The sequence below is a fragment of the Candidatus Thermoplasmatota archaeon genome (genome assembly GCA_018814355.1).
In the GTDB taxonomy this organism is placed as follows: Archaea; Thermoplasmatota; Thermoplasmata; order UBA10834; family UBA10834; genus COMBO-56-21.
The window spans coordinates 17,507-30,441 of record JAHIZT010000082.1 but is presented as its reverse complement, the minus strand read 5'-3'; the positions used below and the strand labels follow the sequence as shown (position 1 = coordinate 30,441).

13 protein-coding genes are annotated in these 12,935 nt (G+C 56.3%); 9 read left to right on the top strand and 4 right to left on the bottom strand.

What is annotated here, in order from left to right; all coding sequences use genetic code 11:
- Positions 1-56: 56 nt before the first annotated feature.
- Positions 57-437, bottom strand: coding sequence for a ribbon-helix-helix domain-containing protein (locus KJ653_06305; GenBank protein ID MBU0685439.1), 381 nt, complete (start codon positions 435-437; stop codon positions 57-59).
- A gap of 308 nt (positions 438-745) precedes the next feature.
- Here KJ653_06305 and KJ653_06300 point away from each other — a divergent pair, with 308 nt between their 5' ends.
- The 4 genes from KJ653_06300 (at position 746) to KJ653_06285 (ending at position 8,836) form a co-directional block, all read left to right on the top strand.
- Positions 746-994 (top strand): hypothetical protein, encoded by a 249-nt coding sequence (locus tag KJ653_06300; protein MBU0685438.1) that lies wholly within the window; start codon positions 746-748, stop codon positions 992-994.
- Positions 995-1,056: 62 nt separating this feature from the next.
- Positions 1,057-3,939: a leucine--tRNA ligase gene (leuS, locus tag KJ653_06295; GenBank protein MBU0685437.1), complete on the top strand. Its 2,883-nt coding sequence runs from the start codon at positions 1,057-1,059 to the stop codon at positions 3,937-3,939.
- 109 nt (positions 3,940-4,048) lie between these two features.
- A complete protein-coding gene (locus tag KJ653_06290) occupies positions 4,049-6,973 on the top strand; it encodes an MMPL family transporter (GenBank protein ID MBU0685436.1) in 2,925 nt (974 codons plus the stop codon).
- A gap of 33 nt (positions 6,974-7,006) precedes the next feature.
- Positions 7,007-8,836, top strand: coding sequence for a DUF835 domain-containing protein (locus KJ653_06285; GenBank protein ID MBU0685435.1), 1,830 nt, complete (start codon positions 7,007-7,009; stop codon positions 8,834-8,836).
- Here the strand turns inward: KJ653_06285 and KJ653_06280 are convergent.
- Positions 8,799-9,392, bottom strand: a complete 594-nt coding sequence (locus KJ653_06280) for a UbiX family flavin prenyltransferase (protein MBU0685434.1) — start codon at positions 9,390-9,392, stop codon at positions 8,799-8,801. The two genes, KJ653_06285 and KJ653_06280, sit on opposite strands and share 38 nt — an antisense overlap.
- 208 nt (positions 9,393-9,600) lie before the next feature.
- Between KJ653_06280 and KJ653_06275 the strand changes: the two genes are divergently transcribed.
- From KJ653_06275 to KJ653_06255, 5 genes are read left to right on the top strand one after another with little or no spacing between them, the layout of a single operon-like run.
- On the top strand, positions 9,601-10,056 hold the full coding sequence (locus KJ653_06275; GenBank protein ID MBU0685433.1) for a 30S ribosomal protein S19e: 456 nt from the start codon (positions 9,601-9,603) through the stop codon (positions 10,054-10,056).
- A gap of 10 nt (positions 10,057-10,066) precedes the next feature.
- Positions 10,067-10,399, top strand: a complete 333-nt coding sequence (locus KJ653_06270; GenBank protein MBU0685432.1) for a DNA-binding protein — start codon at positions 10,067-10,069, stop codon at positions 10,397-10,399.
- Positions 10,400-10,403: 4 nt separating this feature from the next.
- On the top strand, positions 10,404-10,559 hold the full coding sequence (locus tag KJ653_06265) for a 50S ribosomal protein L39e (protein ID MBU0685431.1): 156 nt from the start codon (positions 10,404-10,406) through the stop codon (positions 10,557-10,559).
- A 9-nt stretch (positions 10,560-10,568) separates the two neighbouring features.
- The gene (locus KJ653_06260; GenBank protein MBU0685430.1) at positions 10,569-10,865 is read left to right on the top strand and encodes a 50S ribosomal protein L31e; all 297 of its coding nucleotides are present in this window, start codon (positions 10,569-10,571) and stop codon (positions 10,863-10,865) included.
- A 21-nt stretch (positions 10,866-10,886) separates the two neighbouring features.
- The gene (locus tag KJ653_06255; GenBank protein MBU0685429.1) at positions 10,887-11,546 is read left to right on the top strand and encodes a translation initiation factor IF-6; all 660 of its coding nucleotides are present in this window, start codon (positions 10,887-10,889) and stop codon (positions 11,544-11,546) included.
- Positions 11,547-11,553: 7 nt separating this feature from the next.
- Here KJ653_06255 and KJ653_06250 read toward each other — a convergent pair whose 3' ends face one another.
- Together KJ653_06250 and KJ653_06245 are read right to left on the bottom strand one after the other, a co-directional pair.
- Positions 11,554-12,195: an MBL fold metallo-hydrolase gene (locus KJ653_06250; protein MBU0685428.1), complete on the bottom strand. Its 642-nt coding sequence runs from the start codon at positions 12,193-12,195 to the stop codon at positions 11,554-11,556.
- Positions 12,196-12,309: 114 nt separating this feature from the next.
- Positions 12,310-12,852: a hypothetical protein gene (locus KJ653_06245; protein MBU0685427.1), complete on the bottom strand. Its 543-nt coding sequence runs from the start codon at positions 12,850-12,852 to the stop codon at positions 12,310-12,312.
- Positions 12,853-12,935 lie beyond the last annotated feature (83 nt).

Below are 12,935 nucleotides of genomic sequence, written 5' to 3'. Positions count from 1 at the left end.
AGAAGACCCCCTATCAGAGTCCCCTCCTTTCCACCCAGGGCGCCCACAAACGGTGCCTATGCTCCGGGGACGAGCTTAAAGCCGGTTCCCTGCTTGTTCGCGTCCTTCTTGAGCCCTTCCACGTGCTCCTCGTGTAGGAACTCATGACGCGCCGAATCGGCTACAGCCTCTGAAATCGAGCTGTACACTCCTTCCGCCACGAGCTGCTTGATTGTGTCAAGCACAAGCGACGGAAGAACCACCACGATCTCGTTCGGCTTGCTGTTCGTCCCTTCAGAGCCGCCCGCGCGCATTTCTATGTACGCGCGAACGGCTGCACGGGCCAGTTGCGACCTGTTGGAGAACTCGTTGCTGTCGGCGATGAAATCGTCGATCATTTTGAGGTCCTCGGCATCGAGCCGAATTGTTATCCGTTCGCTCTCCAAAGGGTCGGACATGTGTGCATCCCATCCCGATTTGTTGACGCAAAAGGAACATATGTCAGCCGAAGGTATATATTAATATGTAAAATGTCTCATTTCGTCGGCAATTGTCATACTCGCTATACTGGCTCGGTCGTCGAATATGCCCGTCAAGGGGCTCTGGGCGATGTTCTAGGGCTATCGCGCACACGCCCGAATCCGTGCAGGAAGGTTTATCCAAGGGTGCGCTCTCCTGCATCCTTCAGCTGGGGCATCCTCAAGTTATGGCAGCAGATCGCAAGATCAGGTTGGGGGCTAGCAGAGCGCCAAAAGCTCGCTTTCTGATGGTATTAGTAGGGATCGCGCTCTTCATTACCGGTTTCCTCGTAACAGTCGCTTCTTTCTCTCAGACGAATGTCAGAGGATTGCACGACGGATCAGGTGTGCCCCTCTCAGTCGATAAGGAGCGCTTCGGGGGAGAAGCTGACAAGTTTGTCCTCGCCGGCATCATGACAAGCCTGGCAGGCGTAGTCATCGCGACTGTGGGTCCGGCGGTCTCAGTGATGCGGAGCAGAGACCTCGTTGTGAGATGAGTCTGCCATCGAGAAACCTTTTATTAGTCACAGGTATTCAGTGTTGTAGCTGGCTGTGCAAGATGGCTCTCAACTTCTCCGACATAGAGGCCAAATGGCGAAAGGCGTGGTACGATGCCAAGATAAACGAGTCCACCCCTGACCCCAGCAAGAAGAAGTTCTTCATGATATTCGCATACCCAGGTGTGACCGGATACCTGCACGTCGGCCACATGCGCGGGTACACCTTCTCCGATGCGATCGTGCGGTACAAGATGATGACCGGGCACTCCGTCCTCTTCCCGATGGGAACGCACGCGACTGGCAACGGAGCCATCAGCTTCGCGAAGAAGGTCGAGAGGCGGGATCCGGCGACGATCGAGATGCTCAGCGCGAACGGTTGCTCAGAACTCAAGATCAGATTGCTGGCTGATCCGCAAGAGGTTGTCAGATTCTTCAACGGCGTCTACGTGAATGATTATTGGAAGCGTTTCGGATTCATGTCCGACTGGCGCAGGTTCACTTGCACGATTTACCCTGACTACTCCAAGTTCATCGAGTGGCAGATGCGCAAACTGATGGCCGAAGGCCTGCTCATACAGAAGCCGTACTTCGCGGCCGCGTGCATCGAGCACGGTCCGGTGGCCATAGACGCCTCCGAGACCGACATCTCGAAGGGCGGGAACGCAGAGGTTCTTGAGTACTCTATGCTGAAGTTCGACTTCGAGGACGGCCGGAAGCTGGTGGCCGCAACCCTGAGGCCCGAGACGGTATTCGGCCTTACGAACTTCTGGGTCAACCCTGAGGTAGAATACGTAGACGCACGGGTGGACGGAGAGATCTGGGTCGTAAGCAGGCAGGCGGCTGAGAAGCTCGGGTACCAGAGGGACAGAGTCGAGATCATAGGCTCTGCCAATGGCGCGTCGTTGATGGGCAAGCGGTGCAGGGCGCCGTACACCGGGAAGATGATCCCCATATTCCCATCCACCCTGTGCGACCCCAACGTGGGGTCAGGGCTTGTCATGAGCGTGCCCTCCGATGCCCCAGTCGACTGGATCGGCCTCGTAGAACTCTCGAGGGACAACGCCACGCGATCTCGATACGGAATAACGGACGAGATGATGGAGCATGCCAGACCGACACCCATCATAGATACTCCTGGCTGGGGTCCTCTGCCGGCCGTCGAGATCACCAAGAGGATGGGCATCGACTCACTGACGGACCCGAAGCTCGACGAGGCGACGAAGGAGGTCTACAAGAGCGGCTTCCACAAAGGAGTCATGAACAAGTCCTGCGGCGAGTTCGCAGGCCAGCCGGTCGAGCGAGCCAAGGACGTCATGCGTCAGGAGATGCTCGCAAAAGGCCAGGCAGACCTCTTCCACGACCTGTCAGAGGAGGTCCTGTGCAGGTGCGGAGAGAAGGTATTCATCAAGAAGATCCCCGACCAGTGGTTCATTGACTACTCCAATCCAGCGCTCACAGCACGTTCAAAAGAGCACGCGCGGGCTATGAAGATCCTTCCCAAAGAATACTACGAGAACATACAGGGCGTCCTGGAATGGTATCGGGAGCGGGCATGCGTGCGCATGGGGAACTGGCTCGGCACCAGATTTCCTTTCGATCAGAAGTGGATCGTCGAGGCAATCGCGGACAGCACGCTATATCCTGTGTACTATGTGATATCTAGATATGCGAACGAGGGCCTGATCAAGCCTGATGGCATGGACGAAGCGTTCTTCGACTATGTTCTGCTGGGCAAGGGTGACGCCAACTCTGTCTCAGAGAAATCAGGTTTCTCCAGACAAGTCCTAGAGTCGATCAGAGCGGAGTTCGAATACTGGTATCCGCTGGACATCAACCTCGGAGGAAAGGAGCATATGACCGTGCACTTCCCCGTGTTCTTGATGAACCATGTTGCTGTCCTGCGCCCTCAGCATTGGCCCCGGGGCATACTGGTGAACTGGTACATCACCGCAACCGGCGGCAAGATATCCAAGTCAAAGGGGGGAGCGCAGCCGATACCCGATGCAGCCGAGAGGTTCGGCGTCGACGCCATGAGGTTGTTCTACGCCCACATCGCCTCCCTGTACGTCGACGTCGCTTGGGAGGATGAGAAGGTTGAGGGATACAGGGACCGGCTCGAACGTCTCTGGAAGATGTCGCAGGAGCTCATGTCCGTCAATGAAGGCGAACCAACTGATATCGATGCTTGGCTCCTTGCAAGGATGGAGGCCAGGCTGGCGAGAATCCATGGGTACATGGAGGACTATGACCTTAGGTCATATTCGAACGACGTTTACTTCGAGATGCCGCAGGATTTCAGATGGTACCTGAGGAGGGGCGGAAAGAACAGGGCCGTGATTCTGGGCGCCCTCGAGAAATGGGTACCGCTGATGGCTCCTGTCACTCCGCATGTCGCAGAGGAGATGTGGCAAGCGCTCGGAAAGAAGCCGTTCGTTTCTCAGGTGCAGCTCGGATCGCCTGTCATAGGGGCGGCGTCTGCGATTGAGGAGGCCAAGGAGCGGCTGCTCGAGTCCCTGTTGTCGGACGTTGCCGAGATCTTGAAGGTGACCGAGATCAAGCCGAAGCGTATCATCGTGATGACGGCTCCGATCTGGAAGCAGGAATTGCTGGCGGCGGCGCTTTCTCAGCCCAGAGGTAAGTCGGACATATCGTCGCTCATAAAGACCAGCATGGCGAAGGCGCAGGGGCCTGACGCGAAGAAGGAGATACCAGCATTCGCGAAAGAAGTGGTGGCTGAGCTGACAAAGACATCTGCCGATGGCAGAAACCTCATGTCCGTGGTTGTGGACGAGCTCGCTGTTCTAAGCAATGCGAAATCGTTCTTGGAGACGGAGTTCTCGTGTCGGGTCGAAGTGTTCTCCGCGGACGATCCCGCTAGGGTAGACCCGAAGGGGAAGGCGAGGTTCGCGAAACCTGGCCGGCCGGCAGTGTACTTGGAATGAGGCGCGTAGTTGCCGCGAGAGTCATATCGAAAAACATATAGACCGAGAGCATATTCCCGATTCTACATCCCTCAGTTCCTCCACTTTCCGTGACTCTGGTGATTGGTTAATGTTCAACAAGCTAGCCGATTTCATCATCAAACACTACAAGTTTGTCATAGTCGTCTGGCTCGTCCTCCTTTTCTACGCCTTCCCTCTGATCTTCAAGATAAACGATGTCGTCATGTACACCGAGACAGAAGTCGGTCTGAACAAGCTCGAGGCCATCCAAGCCCAGAATCTCATCGATGAGAAATTCCCTGGCCAGATCGCGAATAGCACCATCACGATCGTGATCCAGAACTCGGATGTGACATCTCCCCAGGCACGGGAATTCTCGACCAATCTTTACAACGACATCCGTCAGGATGGCGCGATCCAAGGAGTCATCAGCGTGGATTACGTGTACAGCGTCCTTGAGTCATACATAGCTGGTGTTGTTGCACAGAGCGGTCCCGGGATGTACGATCTGCATGACCAGGTCGGCCAGATCGTGCAGATAGTCTACAAGGTGCCGCTCGATATCGTCGACAGCCATCTGCAGCTGACTGCGGTCGGCTACACTGATGATGAGGCGAGAAACCTGACCATCCAGGGCCTGACGGCGCAGCTGCTCTCCAACGGAATGGACGCCACGATGATCGATTTCGTGATTGGCTATGCCAACCAGACATTCTATGCTGCATGGTTGGTCACACACACGAACGTCTCTGCGGAGTTGCAGACGACCATCGTCGCCGCGGCAGACTCGTACTTCAGCTCGATCCCTGGCCAGACGAGTGAGTTCGCCATCATGGTCGCCCACTCGTTCAGTGTGCAATTCTACCGTCTCATGACGACTCAGCAACAGGAGGCTATGCTGGAGGGATTCGTCATCAACTTGACATCCGCCCAGATCGAGGCAAACGCAACATTCGTGTCGGAGATCTGGAACCTTGGACCGCACCCATCGGCGGCTGGCATCACGGCCCTCGCCCACGGGGCGGTATTCAACTACACAATCGACCAGATCCCCATCAGAATCCCGAAGGTCTTCATTTCGCGGTTCATAAACACTGACCCCATCTCGGGAACCGCTAACACTACCATGCTGATGGCGGTTTCGCTCTCGGTCGCCGGCTCGTCCCACGAAGCGCAAAACGATGTCAGGGACATCCGCGACCTCGTGAAGCAGGAGCTGAACGTCATCGGTTCTGGCTACGAGGTTTTCGTGAGCGGCGACGCGGCGCTCGAGGTCGACACCATGGACGCGGTCGCTCAGGACACGAGCAGGGTCGACCCGGTAACTGTGATCCTAGTCGTTCTTCTGGTCGGCCTGTTCTTCAGGTCGCTCATCAGTCCTTGGATCCCGTTGATCACCATAGGCATGGCCTACCTCGTCACCACGGCTGTCATCTACATTCTAGGCACATATGTGATGGCGATTCACTACAGCGTGACCATGCTCATACTAGTCGTGATGCTCGGTGCGGGCACTGACTACTGCATTTTCATCATGTCCCGATACAGGGAGGAGCGCGTCGCAGGAAGGTCCAAGGAGGAATCTGTCAAGACCAGCCTCATGTGGGCAGGCGAGAGCATTGCGACGAGCGGGGCCACGGTCATGATAGGGTTCGGCTCGCTCATGATAAGCGAGTACAGCATGATTCGGTCCATGGGCATGGCTCTCGTGGTTGCCATAGGAATTACGCTGCTGTTTGCTCTCACCATGTTGCCGTCGCTGCTGATGTTCTTCGGGGACAGGGTGTTCTGGCCAAACACGATGGCCAAGGCGACTGAGAGGGCGAAGGCTCTTGATGAGAGAGGCGGAGGCTACTTCAGGAAGAGCGTTGAGTTCTCGTTGAAACACTCGAAGGCGATCGTGTTGGCCGCTCTCGTCATCTCGGTGCCGGCCGTCTATTTCTATTTCGCGCTCGAGCCGAGCTACGATTTCATGGCCAGCTTGCCAAACGCCGAGAGCAAGAGAGGCATCGACGCCCTGGGGTCCGGTTTCGGAGAGGGCACGATAATGCCCACCTACATAGTGATCCAATTCGACCAATCGATACGCGACTCTAACGGCTCTCTGGATCTCACGGCTGGCTCGCAGCTCGAGCAGTATTCATCATTAGTAGGCGGTCATAGCAACATAAGGACGGTCTCCGGGCCTACGAGGCCTTTCGGGGAGCCGGTGAACAACACGTATCTCCAGTCGCTCCCCCCCGTCGAACTAGCGACTTATGAGATGGCCATTGCCAACACAATCGGCAGAGACAACCGGACAGTCATGTTGACCGTCGTCCTACAGGACGAGCCATTCACAACGAACTCGATCCATTCGATAGACGATATCAGGTCGCTGAACTCGCAAGCGAAGACCGATATCTTCCACGACAGCGCAACAGTCCTCGTCGGCGGGTCCACCGCGAGCATGTTGGATGTTTCCGGGACGGTGTCTCACGACTTCCTGACGATGAGGATAGTCGTCCTGGTGGGGATATACATCGTCCTGATGCTTGTCCTTGGCTCGCTGCTGATCCCGTTCAGGCTGATAATGACTGTTCTGCTGAACGTTACATGGACCATAGCAATGACCATGCTCATCTTCCAGTACGGGTACGGCAGTCCTGTGCTCTGGATGATGCCTTTGATTCTGTTCGTGGTCGCGATGGGCCTCGGCATGGACTACGACATATTCCTAACGACGAGGATAAGGGAGGAGGTCTTGAAGGGCAAGAGCGACGCGAAGGCCATCACGACCGCTGTGGAGCGCACGGGGGGCATCATCACTGCCTGCGGATTGGTGATGGCTGGTGCATTCGGATCCATGATGCTGTCCACGACTGTTTTGCTGAGGGAGTTCGGGTTCGGTCTGGCATTCGCCATCCTTCTCGACGCAATGATCCTCAGGATCTACCTGGTCCCGGCGATCATGCTCCTGCTGGAGAAGTGGAACTGGTATGCCCCGGGCAGGCTGCAACGTGTCAGGCGCGAGGAAAAGTCACGAAATCATTAAGACAAGGCTGACCAGATATCATCACCTGGTACTATGCGACGCAAGACAGCTCTTTTGTCGGTCTTTGTCATAGCTGTGATGGTAATCACCCTCAATGCCCCTAGTGTCTCATCTCAACCGGTCACGGGAGATGCGATGCATGTGGATTCCAAGATGGTCATTTCCGGATTGGGAGATCTGAGCGGGACTGGCAGTGCCGAGATAACGTACACTGGGAACGCTGCGTCAGTTCTGCGTCTAGCGATCTTCCGCGGATTCGATAAGAACGGCGACCAGTGGATGGACGTCAACGAGACAAGGGACTTCGTGAACGGAGTGTCTCACTACCTCGTCGGGAAGTCGTACTGGGGCATCACGGTCAAGTCCGCGACGAATTTCACCACCAAATCCAAGGAATACATCACAAGTCACACGAGCGGCCTTGTGCAATCTCAGTGGTCCTCGACCGCGCCCGTGATGTTCAAGATCGGGTTCGAGGGCAAAGGCTTGGGCGCCACGAAGATGATCGAGACCGCACAGGGAGCATACAATGCCTTTGGAGCGGCTGTGTTCGACTGCACCGACTTCAGGTTCAATGGCACGCTGGTCCTGAAGCACAGGGTGACCTCCTTTGTAATAGGAAGCTTCACCAATCCGGAAATCGCCGACGGCGACATCACCGAGCTGAGGGCGCCTTTCGGGGACGTGATCTGGTACTCATTCGAAGGCCCTGTGTCCTCAAGGGTGACCGCAGATGACCAGATAGCATACTCGAGTTTCTCCATAATGGAGAACCAGCAGATCTCGTTCGCTGTGCTGTTCATAGGCTGCCTGATGATACTGAGGATGCCAGGGAAGAATTTCGACAAATTCGCGAAGCTGCACCCGAGGAAATTCAGAAAGTACGCGAAGCCGCTCATGTCTGTCAGGATCTCGGCGTACGTCCTGGCAGCCGTGCTGGTCGTGCTGTACCTTTTCCCGTTCCTGTTCTCGTTCGTCTCAAAAAGCGCGATGTTCTATGCCGCCTACCTCTACCTGTTGGTGCCAGTGGCAATAATAGGGGAGTATTTCTTCTCCAAAGGAATCTACAACAAGGCAGCCATCTCGATACCTGATGAATCGATAATCGAGGTCAAGCAAGCCCTCATACAGCCGGAGGAGGGCGAGGGGGAGATATTGTGCAAGGTATGCTACAAGCCGATAGAGGCCGGACTGGAGATATTCCAGTGCAATTGTGGCTTCACGATGCACGTCGAATGCGCGGAGAAGGTGCAGACCTGCCCGTCCTGCGGGGAGATGTTGTTCCCGCAGCGCACAAGGTCGATCCAATGCAGGTCCTGCGGTGAGACCTTCCTCTACTCAGGGAGAGCGGACCCGTACTCCATCCAGTGCGCCAAGTGCGGGGCGTTCCAGGAGGAGATCAAAGCAGGGAAGAACTACCTGGTCGTGGACGAGGACCCGAGGAACGCCTTCATGATGATCCGAGTGATGTCACTCTCGGAACGGCCCACCATGTGCCTCACAGTCCAGTTCCCGGGCAAGATACGCTCCGAGTACGACCTCGGCAATGTGCAGGTCAAATGGCTGTCCGAGAGCTCGACGGACATTGACAACGTTAACCCGAAGAACCTAGACGGTGACTCGATGGAGCTCGTCTCAACATTCCTCATGACCACAAAGGAGGCCGGAGTGCTTCTGGACGGCATCGAATCGTTGATAGAGATGAACGGGTTCGACAAGGTGCTGGCCTTTGTGAAGAGGCTGAACGACCTTGCGGCCATCCATCGGTCCACGATAATCCTGTCCATCAACAAGAAGACGGTTGCTCAGGACCAGTTCAAATCAATCAGCGATGAGTTCGACGAGATCCACGATTACCAGTAGTCTTGTCGGCGGCGCCAGACCATCTCATGTAAAGGTCGTTGTCCATGCCCAGCTCATCCAATACGCGGCCGACCACGAAGTTCACCATGTCGTCTACGTCCTTGGGCATGGGATAGAATGCAGGGCTCGCGGGCATGATGGTCGCACCCGCTAGGGACAGCCGTTCCATGTTGGACAGATGGATGCTCGACAGGGGGGTTTCCCTGGTCAGCAGCACGAGCTTCCGGCGCTCCTTGAGTGCGACTGCTGCGACTCTGGTGATTAGGTTGTCTGCGATTCCGCACGCGATCTTGGACATGGTCGATGTGCTGCACGGAGCTATCACCATGGAATCGAATCTCACCGAGCCAGATGCAAGAGGGGAGTGCATGTCGTCGTTCCCATAACGAACGTCCGCCCGTGCCTCGATGCTTCTCTTCGACATGCCCAGCTCTATTCTGGCTATCTTGGAAGCATCTGAGGAGATGATCACGGCCCTCCTCCCTGGGAGCCTCTCCAGGAGGCGCACTCCGTAGATGGTCCCTGAGGCCCCTGTTATGCCCACGACAGTCATCATCGGGGCTGCAGAAGGACCATCCGGACAAAATACTCTTCCCCTTCCGACAGGCATGCGTTTGTGCCATGATGCAACAATCTGGGTGCATTCCTGGCCTGCTCTCTAGCCGAGAAGCATTTAAATACGAGTAGCATCTTATCCGCGATTTGCCACCCTTGGTGGCACCAATCCAGCCGATTGAAAAGTCGCATTTGACTGAGGAATCTCAATGGCTACCGCGTACGATGTGCCCGCTGAAAAGCTCATCCCGAAGATAGCGGATGAGCTGAAGAAGATCGAGACGATCGCTCCGCCCGACTGGGCAGCCTTTGTCAAGACCGGCAGGCACAGGGAGAAGAGCCCTGTCAACAACGATTGGTGGCACACCCGAACAGCCGCGGTCCTGAGGAAGATATACATCGAAGGTCCGGTCGGGACGACCAGACTGGCGGCGATGTACGGGGGCAGGGCGGACAGAGGCTCTAAGCCGAACAAGGCGGTCCGCGGCTCCAGATCGATATCACGTATGACTGTCCAGCAGCTGGAGAAGAGCCAGCTGGTTCAGAAACAAAAGGACGGAGGCAGGGACGTGACCGCCAAGGCCAGGAAGATGATAGACCAGATGTCTACACAGATCTTGAAGGACATGGCGGCGCAGAACCCTGAACTCACGAAGTACCTCTGAGTGGGCGGACATGGCTGAACAGGAAGAGCTAGATGCTCTGAGGCAGAGGAAACTGCAGGAACTCCAGATGAGGGCGCAGCAGGAGGCCATGGCCCAGGAGCAGACGAAGCAGCAGGACGCGCAGAAGCAGATGCTCATGCGGCAGTTGCTGACGCCGGAGGCGAGGGAACGGCTCGCGAATCTGCGCATGACACGCCCAGATGTCGTGGAATCCGTCGAGAACCAGCTCATCATGCTGGTCCAGTCGGGCAGGATAAACCAGCAGATAGACGACTACACGCTGAGACAGATCCTGCGCAAGATAGTCCCCACGAAGCGGGAGATCAAGATCGAGAGGAGATGACCGGATGGCTAAACACAAGCCACATGCGAGGAAGCTCAGATTGATGGCGGCGACCAAGAGCAACAGGAGGGTCCCCGCTTGGGTCATGATGAGGACGAATAGGTCCTTCTTGAGGCATCCGAAGAGGCGGCACTGGAGAAGGACGAAACTGAAGGTGTGAGGTCTTACCATGGTCGAGGAGCTAGAGAGGGTCTACACGATCCCGCTGACTGTCACGAAGCGGGTCCCCAGGACCAAGAGGGCGCCCAGAGCCATCAAGGAAATTAAGGAGTTCGTGCGCAAGCACATGATGGAGAAGACGTCCGTGAAGGGCGATGATGATGCCGAGGCGAAGGATGTCTGGGTCGACTACAGGTTGAATGAGCTGATCTGGTCTCGCGGGATCGAACACCCGCCGAGCAAGGTCCGCGTCAAGGTCATCAGGTTCGAAGACGGCCTCATCGAGGTCTCCCTGCCGGAGGAGTGAGTTTCCCGAGGTAGGGGTTGAATGATCAGACTGAGCGATATTGACGGAAACCCATACGTGGGGGTCTACTGCGCCGCGAGCGAGAAGCTGGCCATCGTTCCGAATTCTGCACATCCGAAAGAGGTCAAAGAGATAGGGCGGATTCTCGATGTCCAGGTTATTGTGACCAACATCGCGGGGAGCACGATCGTGGGCTGCCTTGTGGCAATGAACTCGAATGGGATCATTGTCTCAAACTTCGCTGAGAAGAGCGAGCTTACTCACTTGCCCCAAGATATCAGGGTCTCGAAGATGGAGGAGAAGATCAACGCCGCCGGCAACAACCTCCTGGTCAATGACTATGCCGCCCTCGTTCACCCGGCTGCATCTGGCCGGACGCTCAAGCTCCTTGAGGATGTTCTTGGAGTTGAGGTCCAGAGGGGCAGAGTGGCAGGCATAGACACGGTCGGTTCGGCCTGCATGGCCACGGCCAAGGGGATTGTGTGCCATCCTAGGACCACGGAATATGAGCTCAAGTGGCTCTCGGAGCTGTTCAAGGTCCCTTCGAGCGTCGCCACTCTGAACTACGGCACGCCATATTTGGGCGCGTGCGCGGTTGCGAACAGCAAGGGCGCCTTCGTCGGTTCGAGGTCGACGCCAATCGAGCTTGGCAGGCTTGAGGACGGGCTCGCTCTCTATTGACCATTGCTCATTTCGAGAACAGCCATATCTCCGTGCCTGTTTCTGGCAGGTCCTCTCGGGTGAACTCCACCTCGTTCCCAACCCTGACGATCTGTTTCTGGTCGTACATCTTGAGGAAGTTCTGCACAGGCTGGATCGCGAGTCCCAGGCCAGGGACCCTGTAGTGCATCGGTATGGCCACCTTCGGGGCAACCCTGGCTATGACGTCCTTCGCGGCCTCGGGGCCGATCGTGAACACGTCCCCAACAGGGACAAAGAGGAAATCGACAGGTGATATCTCGTCCACCTGCGAATCGTCAAGTCTGTGCCCAAGATCTCCCAAGTGACAGAACGAGGTCCCGTCGAGCTCGAACCTGAACAGGGTTATGTGCCCCCTCTTTGCGCCTCCATCGCTGTCATGGTCGGCCGTGAAGCCTTCTATCCTCACTCCCTTCTCGACGGTCATGACCGGCTTGGTGATTATGCTTGAATCGTCTCCCTGGACGAGTCTAGCGCAGTTGTGGTCGAAGTGATCGTGCGAGACAAGGACCAAGTCGCCCTTGACCTTGGGAGGAGCGATTCCCAGTGATTTCCCGTCATGGGGGTCGGTCACCACCTTGACGCTCCCACCGACCTCAAAACAAGCGTGACCATGCCATCTTATTCGCAACTTATCGGCGCCCCGGGGATGGAAGTAATCCGCAACACGTTACTTAACACAAACGGTCAGATCAGGCTTCGTGTGAGGCAGTTGCGCAATGGTCGGCTATTGGAAGTCCGGAGATCATTGCTTGACTTTTCGCACGACCCGGGTTCTCATGGTCGTCTCTCCTTGATCAGAGGCCTGAGGAACCGCCTCGGCCGTCGGAGCCGCCTTCACTGTGCGGACCCGTCTGACCTTCTTGGCATCGGCAGCCTCTTCCTTGGCCACCACTGGCGGTGGGACTTCCTGAGGTCTGACCTCTGAAGGCCTCGCCCGTCTCAGAACATGTTCATCGCGGGCCACCGGCGGAGCTGGCTTGGGCGCGGGTCTTGTCTCTCTCGCCTGCACGGGCTCCATCGTCCTCGGGGCCGCCTTTGCGGTCTCCTTCCGCCCCAATGCAGGTGCGTGAAGGGTCGATTCGATTCTTTGGTTCACGGATCCTGGCTCGAACCTCTGTTTCTCAAGCATGAGGTCGCGCTCGAGCTTCTCTATCTGGAGGATCCACTCGTCCTCCTCTTCGAAATCCCAACCACAGAATTCGCAGATTGAAGAATCCAGGGCAACTCCGAGTCCGCAGCTCGGGCATTCTTTCTTGACTTCTGTCTCGTCAATCTTCTTGCCCATTGCAGAGATAATTCTCAGGTCATTATATAAGAGTTGTTGATGCGGTGAAGAATACTAGTCAGTACTACAATGACGAGGCTCAA